Source organism: Dokdonella sp. (genome assembly GCF_051958935.1).
In the GTDB taxonomy this organism is placed as follows: Bacteria; Pseudomonadota; Gammaproteobacteria; order Xanthomonadales; family Rhodanobacteraceae; genus Dokdonella_A.
The window spans coordinates 1-17,514 of the sequence record NZ_JBQCFP010000042.1 but is presented as its reverse complement, the minus strand read 5'-3'; the positions used below and the strand labels follow the sequence as shown (position 1 = coordinate 17,514).

12 protein-coding genes are annotated in these 17,514 nt (G+C 70.1%); 6 read left to right on the top strand and 6 right to left on the bottom strand.

The features are described from left to right. Nucleotides 1–231, bottom strand: a 231-nt coding sequence (locus ACTHK2_RS04030; protein WP_440244410.1) for a hypothetical protein, incomplete at its 3' end; no start/stop codon positions are given. After that, nucleotides 228–779 carry an RNA polymerase sigma factor gene (locus ACTHK2_RS04025; protein ID WP_440244409.1) on the bottom strand — a complete coding sequence of 184 codons (552 nt, stop codon included), beginning with the start codon at nucleotides 777–779 and terminating at the stop codon, nucleotides 228–230. The genes ACTHK2_RS04025 and ACTHK2_RS04030, both read right to left, overlap by 4 nt. 152 nt (nucleotides 780–931) lie before the next feature. Between ACTHK2_RS04025 and ACTHK2_RS04020 the strand changes: the two genes are divergently transcribed. From ACTHK2_RS04020 to ACTHK2_RS04000, 5 genes are all read left to right on the top strand, one after another. Next, nucleotides 932–1,492 (top strand): RNA polymerase sigma factor, encoded by a 561-nt coding sequence (locus tag ACTHK2_RS04020; RefSeq protein ID WP_440244408.1) that lies wholly within the window; start codon nucleotides 932–934, stop codon nucleotides 1,490–1,492. A gap of 4 nt (nucleotides 1,493–1,496) precedes the next feature. Beyond that, complete coding sequence (locus ACTHK2_RS04015) at nucleotides 1,497–2,252, top strand: hypothetical protein (RefSeq protein WP_440244407.1); 756 nt, start codon at nucleotides 1,497–1,499, stop codon at nucleotides 2,250–2,252. 21 nt (nucleotides 2,253–2,273) lie between these two features. Continuing rightward, nucleotides 2,274–3,512 (top strand): HEAT repeat domain-containing protein, encoded by a 1,239-nt coding sequence (locus ACTHK2_RS04010; RefSeq protein WP_440244406.1) that lies wholly within the window; start codon nucleotides 2,274–2,276, stop codon nucleotides 3,510–3,512. Beyond that, nucleotides 3,509–4,522 carry a hypothetical protein gene (locus ACTHK2_RS04005; protein WP_440244405.1) on the top strand — a complete coding sequence of 338 codons (1,014 nt, stop codon included), beginning with the start codon at nucleotides 3,509–3,511 and terminating at the stop codon, nucleotides 4,520–4,522. The genes ACTHK2_RS04010 and ACTHK2_RS04005 overlap by 4 nt, the downstream gene beginning before the upstream one ends. A 233-nt stretch (nucleotides 4,523–4,755) precedes the next feature. Continuing rightward, on the top strand, nucleotides 4,756–5,088 hold the full coding sequence (locus tag ACTHK2_RS04000) for a hypothetical protein (protein WP_440244404.1): 333 nt from the start codon (nucleotides 4,756–4,758) through the stop codon (nucleotides 5,086–5,088). A gap of 516 nt (nucleotides 5,089–5,604) precedes the next feature. On the opposite strand, the gene ACTHK2_RS03995 is transcribed toward ACTHK2_RS04000, so the two are convergent. After that, nucleotides 5,605–5,916 carry a hypothetical protein gene (locus tag ACTHK2_RS03995; RefSeq protein WP_440244403.1) on the bottom strand — a complete coding sequence of 104 codons (312 nt, stop codon included), beginning with the start codon at nucleotides 5,914–5,916 and terminating at the stop codon, nucleotides 5,605–5,607. A 145-nt stretch (nucleotides 5,917–6,061) separates the two neighbouring features. On the opposite strand from ACTHK2_RS03995, the gene ACTHK2_RS03990 reads away from it, so the two are divergent. Then, nucleotides 6,062–7,123 (top strand): DNA topoisomerase IB, encoded by a 1,062-nt coding sequence (locus ACTHK2_RS03990; RefSeq protein WP_440244402.1) that lies wholly within the window; start codon nucleotides 6,062–6,064, stop codon nucleotides 7,121–7,123. A gap of 152 nt (nucleotides 7,124–7,275) precedes the next feature. Here the strand turns inward: ACTHK2_RS03990 and ACTHK2_RS03985 are convergent, their stop codons facing one another. The 3 genes from ACTHK2_RS03985 to ACTHK2_RS03975 all read right to left on the bottom strand — a co-directional run. Next, nucleotides 7,276–15,735 (bottom strand): GH36-type glycosyl hydrolase domain-containing protein, encoded by an 8,460-nt coding sequence (locus ACTHK2_RS03985; protein ID WP_440244401.1) that lies wholly within the window; start codon nucleotides 15,733–15,735, stop codon nucleotides 7,276–7,278. A gap of 150 nt (nucleotides 15,736–15,885) precedes the next feature. Further along, complete coding sequence (locus ACTHK2_RS03980) at nucleotides 15,886–16,695, bottom strand: alpha/beta hydrolase family protein (RefSeq protein ID WP_440244400.1); 810 nt, start codon at nucleotides 16,693–16,695, stop codon at nucleotides 15,886–15,888. Continuing rightward, a partial coding sequence (locus ACTHK2_RS03975; protein ID WP_440244399.1) for a DUF3182 family protein occupies nucleotides 16,679–17,514 on the bottom strand: 836 nt, incomplete at its 5' end. The genes ACTHK2_RS03975 and ACTHK2_RS03980, both read right to left, overlap by 17 nt.

Sequence of the window (17,514 nt, the reverse complement as noted above, 5' to 3'; positions counted from 1 at the left end):
GGCGATGCCGGCGGCGAGCACGACGCCCGCGGCGGAGCCGACGCCGACCAGCCAGCGCTGGCGGCGCGGCGTATGGCCGCGCACCGCGCGCGCGGCTTCGCCGAGCACGCTGCGATCGAGGCGACGCGGCGGCTCGGCCTTGGGCAGGCGCCGGTACAGCGCCGTCAGGTCGCCACCGTCGTCGGCGAGCAGGCGCTCGAGATCGTGGTCGGGGTCGCGCGGCAGGCTCATGCCTGGAACCTCGCGCGGATGCGCGCGAGCGCATAGCGCAGGCGCGACTTCACCGTCTCGCGGCCGGCGCCGGTGATCTCGCCGATCTCCTCGAGGCCGAGCCCGCCTTCCACGCGCAACAGGAATGCGACGCGCTGCTCCTCGGGCAATTCCTCCAGCGCGAGCTGCAGGCGCCGGCGCTGCTCGAATTCGCTGAGCGCGCGTTCGGGTTGCTCGCTTTCGGGCGCGTCGAGGTTGCGCAGCACGGTTTCGGTTTCTTCCGGCGAGGCCTGCGGGCGCTGGCGGCGGAAGCGGTCGATGACGAGGTTGTGCGCGATCTGCAGCAGCCAGGTCGTGAACTTCGCATCCGGCCGGTAACGCTCGCGCGCGGCGACGAGCCGGCTCCAGCTTTCCTGGAACAACTCGTCGGCGTCGGCGCGATGGCGAAGGCTGCGCAGCAGGAAGCGGTACAGCGTGCCGCGATGGCGCCGATAGAGCGTCTCGAAGGCGAGCAGGTCGCCTCCGGCGTATGCGAGCATCAATTCCTCGTCGGTTCTTTCGTCCCCCATTCGCCGAGGGTACGGCATAGGGACCGGAAACGTCACGATCCGGGTCGGACCGCCGTATGCAACGCGGGGGGCCGGCCCGCGGGGTTGACCGTCGCCGCCCGGCCTGCAGCCGCCTTGCTAACCACGGGCGCCGATCGCGCATCCTATGCGCCATGACCGACGACGAAGCGCGCTGGATCGCCCGCGCAGGGGCAGGGGATGCCGTCGCGTTTCGACGCCTCGTCGATGCGCACGCCGGCGCGTTGTATCGCGTCTGCGCGCGCATCACCGGCGACAAGGCCGTCGCCGAAGATGCGGTGCAGGAGGCGTTCTTCAATGCCTGGCGGCACCTGCGCGACTTCGACGGTCGCGCGGCGTTTTCGACCTGGCTGCACCGCATCGCGGTCAATGCCGCGCTCGAGCAGTTGCGCCGGCGCGGCCGGCTCGAGGCCACCTTGCCCGAAGGCGAGGAGGGCGAGGACCTGCTCGCGCGCGCGCTCGATGCGCAGCCGGGTCCCGAGCGGCTCGCGCGCAGCGCCGAGCTCGGCCGCAGCATCGAGGACGAGCTCGCGCGCATGAGCGTGCTCGAGCGCAGCGCGTTCGTGCTGCGCCATCACGAGGGACAGTCGCTCGAGGACATCTCGGCGGCGCTCTCGCTCAACGTCGGTGCCTGCAAGCAGGCGATCTTCCGCGCGGTGCGCAAGCTGCGCGCCGTGCTCGAACCCAGCGGGTGAAGCCATGAACACGATCGGCGACGAAGACCTGGTGCTGCATCACTACCGCGACGGCCTCGACGCCGCCGAGCTCGCGCGCATCGATGCCGCGCTCGCCGCGTCGCCCGAGCTGCGCGCGCGGCGGGCCGCGCTGCTGCGCGTGCTCGGCGAAGTCGATGCGCTGCCCGCGCCGGTCGCGGACGCGGATTTCGAACGGCGCCTGTGGCGCAGGCTCGAGCCGCGCATCGCCTCGCGCACGCCGCGTACTGGCTGGCGCGATCGCCTGCGCGACTGGCTGGACCCGCCGCGCCTCGCCTGGGCCGGGGCGTTCGCGCTCGCGCTCGTCGGGGGCGCCGCCTTCTACGCGGGGCGCCAGAGCGCACCCGGTCCCGACGAGGTCGCGCAGGCGCGCGCCGATGCGAGCGCGATGCGCGTGCTCGACGCCTACGTCGCCGCGCACCTGCGTGCGACCGAAGGCGTGCTGCTGACCGCGAGCAACAGCGACAGCCGCGAACTGCTCGACGGCAATCGCGAACTCGCCGCCTCGCTGGTCGAGTCCAATCGCCTCTACGCGCGTGCCGCAACGCGGGCCGGCAACGGCCAGCTCGCCGACTTCCTGCGCCAGCTCGAACCCGTGCTGATCTCGCTCGCTAACCAGAACGCCGCCGCGCCCGTCGAAGGCAATGAAGGCCTGCGCGATTACCTTCGTTCGACCGACCTGCTCTTCCAGGTTCGCGCGACGCAGGCCCGCCTCGACCGCAATGGCGAACGCCGCACGTAATGACCACGGAGCAAGTCCCGCATGAAAACGATCACCGCAACCCTCCTCGCCGCCGCCGTCGCGCTCGCCGCGAACGCCGCGTTCGGCGCGAGCGAGGGCGACATGGCGCCGAACGACAAGGCCTCGAACGAGCTCTACTGGCAGGGCCAGGCGGCGCTGAAGAAATCGGATTGGAGCACCGCGCTCAAGCGTTTCCGCGAACTCGAGCAGCAACTGCGCGAGAAGGAGCCGAAGAGCGCCGACGCCGCGCTGTATTGGGAGGCGTACGCGCTCGTGCAGGCCAAGCGCACGAGCGAGGCGAAGAACGTGCTCGACAGGCTGCGCCGCGAGTTCCCGCACAGTCGCTGGAGCAAGGACGCCGATGCGCTCGTGCAACAGGCCGCGCCGGCGGCCGCGAAAGCCGCGCCGGCCGACATCGGCAACGAGGAACTCGCCGAGGTCGCGCTCGAAGGCCTCATGAGCGCGCCGGCCGAACGAGCGATGCCGCTGCTCAGGAAAGTGCTGAAGGGACCGTATTCGGTCAAGCTGAAGAAGCGCGCGCTGTTCGTGATGAGCCAGCTCGACGACAGCCATGGGCTCGACGACGTGGTCGAGGCGGCAAAGGACGCGAGTGATCCGGAACTGCGCGAGGAAGCCGTGCGTATCCTCGGCGTGAGCGGCGCGGACGCTGCGGTCGAGCGCCTGCGCGAGCTCTACGCGACCAGCAAGGACGCGCGCGAGAAGCGCCAGATCCTCGACGCCTATCTCGTCGCGGACCGCAAGGACCTCGTGCTCGCCGCCGCGCGCGGCGAAGCGGACCCGGCCGTGCGCGCGCACGCGATCCATACGCTCGGCGCGCTCGACGCCTCGGCCGAGCTCGAGCAGCTCTACCATGTCACCGAGGATGCACCGAACCGGCGCGCGATCATCGACGCGCTCGGCGTGGCTGGAAACAGCGAGGCGCTCGCCGCCATCGCGGCCGATGCGAAGCAGCCCGAGGACATCCGCATCGCCGCGCTGCACGCACTCGGCGTCGCCGGCGACCGCGGTGGGGACTCCGTGCTGCGCAGGCTCTACGCGAGCGCCGACACGCCCGCGCTGCGCGACGCGGTGCTCCAGGGCCTGCTCGTCGCCGACGACAGTGACGGCGTGCTCGAGTTGTACCGCAATGCGAAGACGGTCGACGAAAAGAAGGCCCTGCTGCGCACGCTCACGGCGATGGGCGACGACACCGCGATCGATGCGATCGAATCAGAACTCGACAAGGCGGGCAAGCCATGATCAGGACATCGCTCCTTTGCGTGCTGGCCGCGTTCGGCGCGCTGGCGACCTCCGCGGGTGCCGCGGATTTTGCCGCCGACGTCGTGCGCAGCGACGGCTGGGTCGGCTGGCGCGTGCCGCTCGTGGACGGCGCCAAGGCGCCGTGCTGCTACGGCGTGAAGCGCGGTGCGCCGCTCGAGGTCGGCTGCGATTTCGACCGGCGCATCGGCGTCTTCGGTACCAGCGATGGTGACGTGCGCCGCGACACGGAGCTCGCCGTGTACGCCCGCGTCGAGCACGGTCGCATCGAGGACGTGCGTGCCGTCGGCGCCTCGTGTCCCGTGCGTACGGCCAAGCCGGTGCGCGAGCTCGACCCGGTCGAGCCGCTGCGTAGCATCGACCTGCTCGCGGCATGGGCCGTCGAACCGCGCGCGGGCAAGGCGGACGTGGACTCCGCACTCTCGGCGATCGCCTATCATGCGGACCCGCGCGCGACGCGCGCGCTGGCGACGCTCGCCGAGCCGAAGCACGAGCAGGAGATGCGCAAGCAGGCATTGTTCTGGCTCGGCCAGGCGCGCGGCGCCGAGGGTGCGCGGATCATCGAGCACCATGCGACGACCGACGCCGACCCGGACATGCGCGAACACGCGATCTTCGCGCTCTCGCAGGCATCGGGATCGGGGGTCGATGCCTATGCGCCCATCCTCGCCATCTCACGCAGCGACCGCAGCGACCACGTGCGCAGCCAGGCGCTGTTCTGGATGGCGCAGATGGACGATCCGCGTGCCGCCGCGGACATCAGCGCGGCCGCGTCCAACGATGCGTCGGCGGACGTGCGCGAGCAGGCGGTGTTCGCGCTGTCGCAGCTCGACGACGGTGCGGGCGAGGACGCACTCATCGCGATCCTGCGCGGCGCCTATCCGCGTGAGGCGAAGAAGCAGGCGCTGTTCTGGCTCGGACAATCCGGCTCGCCGCGTGCGCTGCAGGCGCTCGACGAGGTACTCGCCAGGGCGGGATCCGCGTCGCGCTGAGGTTCAAGCCCGTGCGATGCGACTGCAGCTTGGCGTGCGCGCCAGCCGCGGTCGCGATCGCCGGCGGCGGCGATCCGCGGGGGACAGACTCGACGGTTCACTCACACCCGGGGGGGCATTTCCTTCGATCGCGCAAAGCGTGATCGATTTCAAGCGTGCAGCAACGCTGCCCTCACACGGACTTAACGAATGACGGACTATGTTCGGCTCTCCGAAGCTCTGGAGACTCGCCCATGAGCATCGTCATGAACCGGACGCTTGGCTGGCAGCAGGTGCTCGTCTTCGAAACCGACGGCGACGCTGCCGAAACCGTGGACGCGTTCGTCGCCGGCTTCCAGTCCGAACACCCCCACGGTGCCTTGCGTATCGCGCGATCGTCGCGTTCGCCGGATGGCCATCAGTGGTACGGCGCCTGCATCGATTTTGGCATCGGCGAACGTCGCGCGATCCACCTCGCCTCCGATCTCGTCGATGCCCTCGAACGCGCCGAGCTGCCTTGCTACCGACGCGCCGCGGGCCGCGAATGGCTCGATCTCGCGGCGTCGCAGGGGTTGCTCGACGCCTGAAGCGCCTGGCCAGACTCGAAGAGCCAACCAGGGCACACGAAGGAAAAGCGTGTTTTCATGCTCTTCTTCGTGTGGCCTGTGTGCTTCGTGATCCAGGCTTTGCTTCTTCGACCGGTAGCCTGGTTTGCCGGTGCGGGCGATCGACCTTGGACGCGTCGTCGAACCGGGAAGCGCGCGGCACGTCCTCGGTGCGTGGCATCACCCGTTCGCGAGGGGGGATGGTCGCGGAGGATGGCCATGGCTGCGCTATCAAGGAAACGGATGTGGCGCTCACAGGTGAGATGCAGCCGCTGAAGGCCTGAATACGTTGGTACGTCGAAGATCAAGCGGTTGAAACACGCAGCAGATGGAGAACTCGGAGGAAGAGCGTATCCATGTCCTCCTTCCTGTGCTGTGTGTTTCATGTTTCAGGCTTTGCTTCCTCGGCCGGCATCCCGGCTGACGGTACCGGCCACCATCGAAGGCTGCGCGGCGGCGTCTCAGGCGGGAGCCGCGCCGGCGGCTCCCGCCGTTCGGTCACTTCCTGTCGGCTTCGCCATGGCCCCATGCCTTCCATTCGGCCGGGGAGATCTTCATGTCGTGGTCGGTGTCGATCTTGTCGAAATGGGTGATGAGGGCCGGGTCACCCTTGAGTTCTTCCTTGGTGATGTAGCCGTCCTTGTTGGAATCCTTGTCGTCCCACGACGCATCCGACGTGATCGCGCGACCCTGGGTGGGCTGATCCTGGGGATCGGTCGCGGCCGGATTGCTCGGCGAGACCTGCGCGGCGCACGTGCCGGCCGCGAGCAGCAGTGACAGGGCCAACGTACTCGTGCTCGAAGTCTTCATCGGGTTCGTCTCCTCGTTCGCGTCGCGGAATGCGGCGTTCGCCCGCAGAGTGCCTCGGCGCACCGAAGCGGCAGGTGAACCGTCGAGGATCCGATTCAGCCGTGGTCCGGGTGCGTTCATCGAATCCGTGCGGCAATGCGCGACCATGAAATCGATGCCACGCACGCCGTTCACCTGGCCCAGCGGCCGCCTCGTTTATGTCGACGACGCGCAGCCGGGCCTCAGGCGCCGGCGCAGCGGCAGCGGCTTCTGCTACGTCGATGCACGCGGGCGACGCGTCACGGACGCGCGCGTGCTCGCACGCATCCGCGCCCTGGCGATACCGCCGGCCTACCGCGACGTCTGGATCTGCCGCGATCCACGCGGGCACCTGCAGGCCACCGCGCGCGACGACCGCGGCAGGAAGCAATACCGCTATCACCCGGGCTGGCGCGAACGTCGCGACGAGGTGAAGTTCCGCCGCACGATCGAGTTCGCGGCGCGACTGCCCGCGCTGCGTCGCCGCGTCGCGCGCGACCTGCGCGCCGAGGGGCTCGTGCGCGAGCGCGTGCTCGCCGCCGTCGTGCGCCTGCTCGATCGCACGCGCATGCGCATCGGCAACGAGGAGTACGCGAAGGCGAATGGATCGTTCGGCCTGAGCACGTTGCGCAATCGCCACGTGCGCGTGCGCGGCGATCGCGTGCACATCGCGTTCCGCGGCAAGTCGGGGCAGCGTCACGAGCGCCTGCTCGAGGATCCGCGACTCGCGCGCACGGTGCGGCGCTGCCAGGACTTGCCGGGCCAATGCCTGTTCCAGTACGTCGAGGGCGGCCGGCGCCGGCGCGTCACGTCCGGCGACGTGAATGCGTACCTGCGCTCGATCATGGGTGACGATTACACCGCGAAGGATTTCCGCACCTGGGCCGCCAGCGTGGTGGTCGCCGACGCGCTGTTCGGCAGCAAGGACGAGCCGCCGTCCATCCCGACGGCGATCGCCGCGGCGGCCGCGGAACTCGGCAACACGCCGGCCGTCTGCCGCAGCACCTACGTCCATCCCGCGGTGCTCGCCGCGGCCGATGACGAAGCGCGCGGCCAGCGTGCGCGCGCCGCATTCGCGCGGGTGCAGCGTGCCGATCGTGGCCTCGGCCGCGCCGAGCGCGCGCTGCTGCGCTACCTGCGCGGCGAGCGGCGCTCGACGCGCGCGAAGGGCAAGTCCGACCAATCCTAGCAGGCTGTTGAAAAACAGCCTGCGGACGCGATCCAGGGATGGATCGCTCGAGAGTCGACGACGCACGTCGTTGAATCGCGGAGGCGAGTCCGGACATGCGCCGGACTCGCTGAGTTGAAAAAGCGCTGGATAGCGCCTTTTTCAACATCCTGCTAGTCCTGCGCGGGCTCGCGCGTGACCTCGATGGCCCATGCGTTCCACTCGAATGCCTGCACCTCGGGCGCATCGGCGGCGAGCGAAGCAGATGGCGGATCTGCCTCGATGGGGGCAGTGTCGCGCCGGCTCACGGCAATCGCGTAGCGGCGCCCCTCGAACGCATACCATGCGCGGAACCCGGGCCATGCGGCGGGCACGCGTGGACGCACGAGGAGGCGCGTTCCCATGCGTTGCAGGCCGAGCATCGACTCGATCAGGAGCCGGTACATCCAGCCGGCCGAGCCGGTGTACCAGCTCCAGCCGCCGCGTCCGGTGTGCGGCGCGATCGACAGCACGTCGGCGGCGGCGACGTACGGCTCGGTCTTCCAGCGCGCGACCGCTTCGGCGTCCGCACCGTGGCGCACGGGATTGACGAGGTCGAACAGTTCCCACGCGCGTTCGATCCTGCCCGCCTCGAGGAATGCCATGATCGTCCATACCGCCGCATGGGTGTACTGGCCGCCGTTCTCGCGTACGCCGGGCAGGTAGCCGCGGATGTAGCCGGGGTCGGGTTCGCTGACGTCGAACGGCGGATCGAGCAGGCGGATCAGCCCGGCCGTTTCGTCGACGAGTTCGGCATCGACGGCATCGAGCGCCTGTGCGGTGCGCTCGGGCGAGCCGAGTCCCGACAGCACGGCCCAGCTCTGCGACAGGGCGTCGATGCGGCACTCGCGGCTCCGCGCGGAGCCGAGCGGCGTACCGTCGTCGAAGAATGCGCGCAGGTACCACGCGCCGTCCCAGGCGTGTCGTTCGACCGCGTCGGCGAGATGCGCCATCGCATCGGTGCAGCGCCGTGCGAAGGCCTCGTCGCCACGCGAGCACGCGATCGGCAGGAACCGCCGCAGCACGTCGTGCAGGAAGAACGCGAGCCACACGCTCTCGCCGCGACCGTCACGCCCGACGTTGTTCATGCCGTCGTTCCAGTCGCCGCTGCCGATCAGCGGCAGCCCATGCACGCCGTAGCGCATGCCCCGCTCGAGTGCGCGGCGGCAGTGTTCGTAGACGTCGGCGGACTGCGACGAGCGCAGCGGCATGTCGTAGTACGACTCCTCGCCTTCGCCGAGGCCGCGGCCTTCGAGGAAGCTCGCCTGCTGGACGAGGATCGACTCGTCGGCGGTCACCTCGACGTAACGCGCGACGGCGAGCGGCAGCCACAGGTAGTCGTCGGAGCAACGCGTGCGCACGCCGCGACCGGCCGGCGGATGCCACCAGTGCTGCACGTCGCCCTCGACGAACTGGCGCTGCGCGCAGTGCAGGATCTGCTCGCGCAGCAGCGCCGGCTCGGCGTGTACGGTCGCCATGGCGTCCTGCAACTGGTCACGGAAGCCGAACGCGCCGCCGGATTGATAAAAACCGCTGCGCGCCCACAGGCGGCACGCGACGACCTGGTAGAGCAGCCAGCCGTTGGCGAGGCGGTCGAGCGCGGCGTCGGGCGTTTCCACCTGCACGGCGCCGAGCAGCGAACGCCACTGCGCGTGCACCGCCTCGATCGACGCGCGCGCGCTGCCGTTGCGGCGGAAGCGCTGCACGAGGGCGACCGCTTCCGCGCGATCGCGGTCGACGCCGAGGCGGAAGATGAGGTCGCGCGACTCGCCGGGGGCGAGCTCGACCGGCGCCTGGATCGCGCCGCACGGGTCCATGCCTGCGCCGAGCCGGCCGCCCAGGGTCTGCCGCTGCATCGCCGCCGGAGCGGCGAGCGAACCGTTGCGGCCGATGAACTCGGCGCGATCGCCGCTCAGCGTGCGTTGCGGATGTTCGACATCGAAGAACGCGACGAGCGCGGGAAACTCCAGGCTGTAGGCGTTGCGTGCGAGCAGCGCGCCACTGTCGTCGAGTTCGGTGACGACGTGCATCGCGGTCTTCTGGCGCAGGTCGCCGAGCACCCATTCGACATAGCCGGTGGCGGAGATGCGACGCGGACGCTCGCTGTCGTTGCGCAGGCGTAGCATGTAGAACTTCACCGGCGCGTCGGGGTCGACGTGCACGCGCAGCGCACTCGTGATGCCGTGCGCCTCGTGTTCGAAGATCGTGTAGCCGAAACCGTGCCGCACGACGTAGTCGCCCTCGCCGGGCGCGGGCAGGGGCGTCGGCGACCAGTACGCGCCGCTTTCCTCGTCGCGCAGGTAGATCGCCTCGCCATTCGCATCGGAGACCGGATCGTTGCTCCAGGTCGACAGGCGGTACTCGTGCGCGTTCTCCGCCCAGCTGTAGCCGGCGCCCGCGGCGGACACGATGCAGCCGAAGCGGGGATTGGCGATCACGTTGATCCATGGCAGCGGCGTCGTGCGACCGGCACCGACGCGGACCACGTACTCGCGCCCGTCCGCGGCGAAGCCGCCGATGCCGTTGTCGAAGGCGAGGGCCGACGGAGTGCGCGGCGCGACGGGGCGCGGCGCCACCGGCACCGGTTCGGCGCCCGCCTGCGTGAAGCGCGGCACGACGCTGTCGACGCCGACATTGCGGTCGCGCGCGAGCTGCTCGGCGAGCGAGCCATCGGCATCGCTGAACACCGCGCGGGCCACCGCGAGCATGAGCACGCGGTCCTCATGGTCGAGCTGGTCGACATTGCGCACGTAGATGCCGCCGGGGCGCTCGAGCATCGACGCATCGGCGCTGGTCGCGATGACGGCGAGGATCTCGTCCCCGAGCGCGGTGCGGTAGCCGACGCGTTCCTCGTTCCAGATCACCAGATCGAACATGACGCCCTTCATGCGGCAATACGCATGCGCGGCGACGAGCTGGCGCACGAGGTCGAGGTGGCGCCCGCTGGCGATCTGCAGCAGCACGATGGCATGGTCGCCGGAAATCGCGAACGGCCAGAGGCCGCGTTGCGCGAGCCGGTTGGCGGCGATCGTCGATGGCGCGGCGCGGCGCGCGGGGTCGGCGAACAGGATCGCGCCGGCGAGCCGGTTGCAGGTCTGGCCCTCGACTTCGCTGATCGCGAGCTGGCCGAGCGCGAGGCGGCTGTGCGTGCGTGCGATGTCGATCGCGCGGTCGGCGAGGTGGCGATCGCGATACTTGTCGACCAGCAGCAATGCCCCCTCGCGACTCTCCGCGACGCCGAGGATGAGGTCGATCGTAACGCCGCGCTCCGGCAGCAGGCGCACGCGCTGGCGTGCCGCGACGATCGGGTCGAGCACGGCGCCCGCGCGGCCGCCGAGTGCGCCGCCCGACTCCACCGCCGAGGGCGCGGTCGTGGATCGCTCGCGGCCGAGGAAGGCCATGCGATCGGTCTCGAACGACCAGGCGAGCGACTCGCCATCGTGCACGACGAGTGCGTGCAGCAGCCAGTGCTGCGCCTGTTCGTCGGACGAGCGCCGCCGCGTCGCGAGCAGCGCTTCGCGATCGGCGACCGCTTCGGTCTGCACGAACAGGTTGCTGAAGGCCGGATGCAGCGCGTCGGCGACCGCCGAGGCGAGCACGACTTCGGCGTAGCTCGTGATGTCGAGCGTGCGCATCGTGCGCGAACGATTGGAGACACGCAGTCGGCGCAGCTCGATGTCGTCCTCGGGCGAGACGACGACCTGCAGGTGCGTCTCGATGCCGTCGAAGCTGCGCCTGAATTCCGCGGCGGCCTCGGTGAACACGACCTCGGACTGGTCGACCGGCATCGCGCACGGCTGCGGCGTCGCCGACCAGGCGCGGCCACTGTCGGCATCGCGCAGGTACAGGTACACGCCCTTGTCGTCGCGCGTGGCGTCCTCGTGCCAGCGCGTCAATGCGAGCTCCTGCCAGCGGCTGTAGCCGCCGCCGCCAGTCGTCAGCATGAGGTGATAGCGGCCGTTGCCGAGCAGCTGCACCGCGGGCCGCGGCGGGATGGCATCACCGAAAACGCGCATCGCCGATTGCGGGGCATCGCTTGCGATGCGCACGTCGACCATCGCCGGGTCGCGTGCCCAGTCGATCGCGCCATGCGGGACGCGTTCCTGCAACAGCAGCAGCGTCGCCTGCAGCTCGACATCGGACTCGAAGCGCCGCTGCATCGGCTGCCCGCCGAGAACGGATGCGAGGGCGAGCAGGCTCATGCCTTGATGGTGCGCCATGTAGGAGCGCACGACTGCGTGCGTCTCGCCGTGCGGCAGGCGCGCCGAGGTATAGTCGATCGCTTCGTAGAAGCCGTAGTCGGTGAGCCAGCCGAGCGCTTCCATCGCCTTGAGGTTGCCCAGCGCTTCGCGCGGCACCACGGGTACGGCGAGCATGCTCGCGTACGGCGCGATCACGAGCTCTTGCGACAGGCCGCGCTCGAGGCCGAGGCCGGGCACGCCGAACGCTCGGTACTGGTAGTTCTGCGCCGCGTCGGTGAGGTTGTAGCCGGATTCCGAGATGCCCCAGGGCACGCCGCGCGTGCGCGCGTAGGCGATCTGCTGCCGCACGGCGGCATGGTTCGATTCCTCGAGCAGCGTGCCGCGGTAGCCCGGCATGACGAGCTGCGGCATGAGGTACTCGAACATCGAGCCGCTCCACGACAGCAGCACGCGGCGTCCCGATGCCGACGTCAGCAGGCGTCCGAGCGCGAACCATGCGTCCTGCGGCACCGCGCCCTGCGCGATCGCGACGAACACGGCAAGGCGCGCCTCCGACGCGAGCAGGTCGTAGTAGCCGGCGTCCATGCGCCGCTCGCTCACGTTATAGCCGATCGAGAACAGCGAGCGCGTCGCATCGTAGAGGAACGCGAAATCCGGTCGCGCGAACTCGGCGCAACGCGCGGCCAGTGCGTGCAGGCGTTCGATCGCCGTGCGCGCCGCGACGGCGGCGGGTCCGCTGCCCTCGGCAGCATCGCGCAGGGTCGGCACGTCGCCGGTTTCACCGTCGACGAGCGTGGCGATGTCCGTGACGTGAAGATCGACCTGGCGTCGCGCCGCGGCGATCCAGGCGTTGCCGGGTTCGATCGCGCTGGCCGCCGCGACGACGGACGCGGCGTCGGCGAACATCGTGCGCAGCGGCAGGCTGGCCGCGGTCGCCGCCGGGTCGAGGCGCCCGGCGAGCGCCTGCAGAGATGCCTTTGACTCCGCGCGAACCGCCGCAGCGATCGCGAGTGCCAGCGTGTCGCGCAGGCCCTCGATCGCGGCGGCGCCGACGACCGGCGCGTCGACCGCCTCGAGCAGCGCCACGCGCAGGGTGAGCAGGTGTGCCGACAGGTTGCCGCTGTCGACGGTCGACACGTACGCGGGCGCGAGCGGCCTCAACGTCGTCGTGTCGTACCAGTTGTACAGATGGCCGCGATACCGTTGCAGCCGCTCGAGCGCCTGCACGGTGCGCTCGGTGCGGTCGATCCAATCGCCGAGCGGCACGTAGCCGAGGTCGCGTGCGGCAAGGCAGCTGAGCAGGTACAGGCCGATGTTGGTCGGCGAGGTCCGGTGTGCGGTGCGCTCGATCGGTTGTTCCTGGTGGTTGTCCGGCGGCAACCAGTGATCGTCCGCCGTGACGTAGCGTTCGAAGAAATGCCAAGTCCGGCGGGTGATGCCGCGCAGGTACGCCTTCTCGGTCGCATCGAGGCGATGCGCTTCGGGCCGCGACGGCTGGTTCAGGCGCCAGGCGAACACCGGTGCGAGTGCCCACAACACCTGCCACGGCAAGCTCGCGACACCGAAGGCGCAGGCGAGCGAGAGCGCGGTTGCGGCGAGACACGGCCACATCGCGCGCAGCGTCGCCGCGAGCGAACCGCGGGTTGCGCGCTCGACCGCGCTCGAGGTCGTCCATTCGAGCAGTCGGCGCCCCGACACGTGCAGGCGCCAGAGCGTGCGCATGATTGCATCCGCCGCGAGCCAGGCTTCGAACGGCAGGCTGGCGACGCCGAACACGACGCGAACCGCGCGCTGTGCCGCATGCGTGCCGCTGCGACGCAGGTGCTGGGCGCCGGCGTCCCCTGCGGTCGGCGACAGGAAATCGTGCAGCACATCGAGCGCGACCGGCAACGCGAACACGGCAAGCGCGAGCGTGACCAGCGCGGCGTGCCACGGTGGCACGCACCAGGCGAGGAAGACCAGCGCAAGCAGCGCGATCGGCAACAGGCTGCGGCGCAGGTTGTCGAAGATCTTCCATCTCGCGAGCGCATCAAGCGGATTGCGCACCCGCGTGCCGCGCTCGTCGCGCGTGTGCGGGAGCAGCCAGGCTGCCAGCTGCCAGTCGCCGCGGATCCAGCGGTGGCGCCGCCGTGCGTCGACGAGGTAGCTCTGCGGATGATGTTCGAACAACTCGATGTCGGTGGCGAGCGCTGCGCGTGCATAGCAGCCCTCGAGCAGATCGTGGCTGAGGATGCGGTTGTCGGGCAGGCGGCCGGCGAGCGCGCGCTCGAACGCGGCGACGTCGTAGATGCCCTTGCCGATGAACGAGCCTTCTCCGAACAGATCCTGGTAGGTGTCGGAGACCAGCCGCGTGTACGGGTCGATGCCCGTTTCGCCACCGAACAGCTCCGCGTACGCCGACGCCCCGTTCGCCGGCATGGAGTGACCGACGCGCGGCTGAAGGATCGCGTAACCCATGCGCGAGTGTCCCGCTTCGGAGGGGCGGTTGAGCGGATGCGCGATCGTCGCGACCAGGGCCCGCGCCGCATCGCGCGGCAGCTGGGTATCGACGTCGAGCGTGATCACGTAACGCACGCCGTCGAGCCAGCCGACATCGCCCTCGATCGTCGCGAACGGCGCCGCGTCGCCATCGAGCACGAGGCGGTTCAACGCGGCGAGCTTGCCGCGCTTGCGCTCGTAGCCGATCCACGCGTGTTGCGTCGCGTTCCACCGTCGCGGGCGATGCAGCAGCAGGAACGGTGTCGTCGGGTGCCGCGCATTGAGTTCCTGGATCGCGCTGCGCATGGCGGCAAGGATCGTCGCATCGTGAACTTCGTGCGCCGCGTGGGCGTCGGGGAAATCGGTGAGCAGGGCGAAGTGCAGCTCGGGATCGCGATTGCCCATGTAGCGCACCTCGAGGTCGGCCGCGAGCTGCGCCGCGGCTTCGACCGAGGACAGTAGCGCCGGCACGGCGACGAGCGTGCGCGAGGCGGCCGGAATGCCGGTCGAGAAATCGAGCTTGGGCAATTGCGACGGTTGCGCGAGGTGCGCCGCCGCATGGTTGACGAGGGTCACCGCGAGTTCGCTCGCCGCCACGGTCGCGGCGCCGAAAGCGATCACGCGCAGCCACAGCGGGAATCCGCCGATGGCGACGGCGGGCGCGACGGTGGCGAGAAAGGCGATCGTGATGAGCGCGAGTGCAGCGAGATAGGCCGTCGTGCGCGAGCGGGGCGAGCGCGACGACAGCCACCACGGCCGCAAGCCGAGGTGCGTTTCGAGCTCGGCGCGGCCGCGATCCACGAGGTAGTAGCCGACGTGCGCCAGGCGCTCGTCGCCGGCGCGCGCCCGGCGCTCGTCGCCGGCGCGCGCCCGGGCCAGGGTGATCGCCGCGGCCGCGAGTTCGTCCTCGCTGCGACCGCTGCGGCGCGCGAGGTGTTCGACCACGCGCCGATAGTGGTTGCGCGTGGGGAAATCCATGCGGCCGTACACCGCGGCGGGGTCTTCGCGCAGGCGTTGCTCGACGCGGCTGACGGCTTCCACGAACGCCTTCCAGTCGAGTGCACCGAGCAGGCGCAGGCTGCCGATGCAGTTGCTCGCGGATACCTGGTCGATGATCTGTTCGTGCTGCGCACCCTGTACGAGCTGGGCGCTCGTCAACCCCGATTCGGCGAGCCGCTGCTCGATCCAGGTCATCGGCAGCGACATCGCGTCGCCGAGCGGTTTGAGGCGCTGGGTCAGTTCCGACACGAACGCCTGCGACATCGGCGGCTCTTCGCGCGCCATGTCGGCGGCGACGAGGATGAGCCGCGTCGGATCGGCGCGTGTCGCGTCGACCATCGCGTCGGCCCAGCGCACCGCGAGGTTGCGGTCGATGCGACCCTGGCGAACGCGTCCGGCGACGCGGCGCAGGTTCTCGACGAGCGCGAGGCGCAGCATGATCGGCACGGCCCAGAGGTCACCCAGGGTGAGCGGCGCGCGCTCCTGGTAGGCCATGAGGAACCGGCGCAGCGACGCTTCGTCGAAACGGCCGTCGCCGTGCGAAATCGCCTTGAGCATGAGGTCGTAGATGCGCGGCAACCCGGCGCTCGGGCCTTGTGCGAGTGCCGGCAACTGCTCGCTGTAGCGCCGCGGGAGGTGCTTGCGTGCGAGACGGATCTGCTCGTCGATGAGGTAGAGGTTGTCGAGCAGCCATTCGCCCGCCGGAGTGACGCGATGCCCGGCCTTGACCGCGCCGGCGAGCACGAGGCAGGCATCGCGGATGACCCTCTCGTTCGCGCCGAGGCGATCGAGCAGGTGGCTCGTGCGAAGATGCGCGACGCCGGCATGCGCGTGTTCGCCGCTCAATTCGCGCCCGCGCTCTTCGAGCTGTTCGGCGTTGAGCAGTTCGGCCGAGAGCGGTGCCTCGCCGAACACGGGGGGAAGGATCGATCTGCGCGTCCGGGGGAAGGGAAACATCATTCCGCTGCGCCGTCGGCGCCGGCGTGCGCCGACCGCACGAGTGTGCGAGCAGGCGCTGAATGCGCGCTGACATGGGCTATGCTCATGCGGCGCGCGCCGCCGCAGTCACGACACATGGCGCCGTGTATCGACGCGCGCGATGTCGCGCTTGTGGCTCTCCACCTTGCGCGCGGCCGCGCTGGCGCGTGCACCCGCGATCATTTCGGTGAGCCACTTGATCAGCAGGGCCGTGTACCCGGCCTGCATCGTCTTGCTCGAGAACGCATGGTTGGCGTCGGCGATTACGCGGGCGGTGAGCGAGCGCGCGTGGGTGAATGCGCCGACGTAGTTCTCGATGACCGCGTGCGGGATCACCTCGTCGTGCTCGGCCTCGACCAGCAGCACGTCGCCGCGATACTGCTCGCAGGCGCGCAACGCACGGTTGTCGCTCGCGGCGATCCTCCGACGCCGCCAGGCGGGCAGGTCCGGATCGGCGTGCAGGGACAGCTTCGGCTGGTCCCAGTCGGCGTCCTTGTAGAGCGCCGGTGACCGCAGCGCGAGCCAGCGCACCGGGCGCTCCGCGGAGAGCAGGGCGGCGAGGTAGCCGCCGTAGCTGATGCCGACGACCGCGATCGAATCCGCGTCGACGGTCGGCTGCCCGACCATCCAGTCGTAGGCGGCGAGGAGATCGGCGAAGTTCTGCGCGCGGCTGACCGTCGTCGAGATCACGCGCGTGCCGTGGCCGCGCAGATCGAAGGTGACGCAAACGCAGCCCAACCCGGCGGCTTCGCGCGCGCGGGCAAGATCCTGGATCTGGCTGCCGCCCCAGCCGTGCACGAACAGCACGCCGGGCAGCTCGCGCGCGGGCATCAGCATCGCGCCCGGCATCGATTCTCCGGCGACACCGATGTGCACGCGCTCAAGCCGTATATCCATCGGTCGATGCCCTTGCATATTTGACGAGACCGCCGAAGCGCCCCGCATGGTCTTCGAAGTACACGGTCGCATCGGCAGGTGGCCGCTTGCCGCCGTATTCCTCGTGCGTCGCCACGCGGATGCAGGCGAGGCGGGGATCGGCCGCGAATGCGCGCAGTGCGAGCAACTCGGCCGCGCTCGCGCCACCGATGCGCCACGATTGCTCGAGCACGCCGATCTGCGGCAGGCCGTCGACGTTGCGGCCGTGCAGGACGTCATAGTTGCGTCGCGATGCGTAGAATCCCGGATAGGCCGCTGTGACGGCCGCGTCGTAGTGCATCGCCTTGGCGAGTGCAGCCGCGGCGACGACCGGCATGCCGATCGTCGACAGCGCGTCGAACTCGCCGCGTCCCGCACCGAGATCGCTACCGCCGTACACCTCACGGCCGTGCGGGTCGACGACGGCGCGCTGCCGGCCGAAATAGCTGATCCGCGACGCGCCGACGCGGATGGTGCCGATGCTGTAGGTGCGCGCGTCGGCGAGATCGCGTTCGACGACGAGGCCGTGCCGCCGCACGTCGTCATCGGCGATCGTCGCGAGCGCGGCGTCGAAGCCGCCGAGCGTCGTGCACACGGCCTGGCCTTGCCCGCCGCAGGCCGAAGCAGCCTTGAGGCGCACCGGCCCGCGAGCGAGCAGCTGCTGCGCGGCGGTGCGCGCGTCCGCGCGCGAGAATGCGGCGTAGCCTTCGAGTACCGCATCGCCGAGGTCGCGCGCGAGATCGAACGCCCATCCCTCGGGCGATTCCGCTTGCGTCGACACGAGGCCGTGCGTGATCGTCT

What these genes read in the sequence shown, in the direction of transcription:
- ACTHK2_RS04025 (WP_440244409.1), bottom strand. Translation starts at nt 779, where the DNA reads ATGGGGGACGAAAGAACCGACGAGGAATTGATGCTCGCATACGCCGGA.
- ACTHK2_RS04020 (WP_440244408.1), top strand. Translation starts at nt 932, where the DNA reads ATGACCGACGACGAAGCGCGCTGGATCGCCCGCGCAGGGGCAGGGGAT.
- ACTHK2_RS04015 (WP_440244407.1), top strand. Translation starts at nt 1,497, where the DNA reads ATGAACACGATCGGCGACGAAGACCTGGTGCTGCATCACTACCGCGAC.
- ACTHK2_RS04010 (WP_440244406.1), top strand. Translation starts at nt 2,274, where the DNA reads ATGAAAACGATCACCGCAACCCTCCTCGCCGCCGCCGTCGCGCTCGCC.
- ACTHK2_RS04005 (WP_440244405.1), top strand. Translation starts at nt 3,509, where the DNA reads ATGATCAGGACATCGCTCCTTTGCGTGCTGGCCGCGTTCGGCGCGCTG.
- ACTHK2_RS04000 (WP_440244404.1), top strand. Translation starts at nt 4,756, where the DNA reads ATGAGCATCGTCATGAACCGGACGCTTGGCTGGCAGCAGGTGCTCGTC.
- ACTHK2_RS03995 (WP_440244403.1), bottom strand. Translation starts at nt 5,916, where the DNA reads ATGAAGACTTCGAGCACGAGTACGTTGGCCCTGTCACTGCTGCTCGCG.
- ACTHK2_RS03990 (WP_440244402.1), top strand. Translation starts at nt 6,062, where the DNA reads ATGAAATCGATGCCACGCACGCCGTTCACCTGGCCCAGCGGCCGCCTC.
- ACTHK2_RS03980 (WP_440244400.1), bottom strand. Translation starts at nt 16,695, where the DNA reads ATGGATATACGGCTTGAGCGCGTGCACATCGGTGTCGCCGGAGAATCG.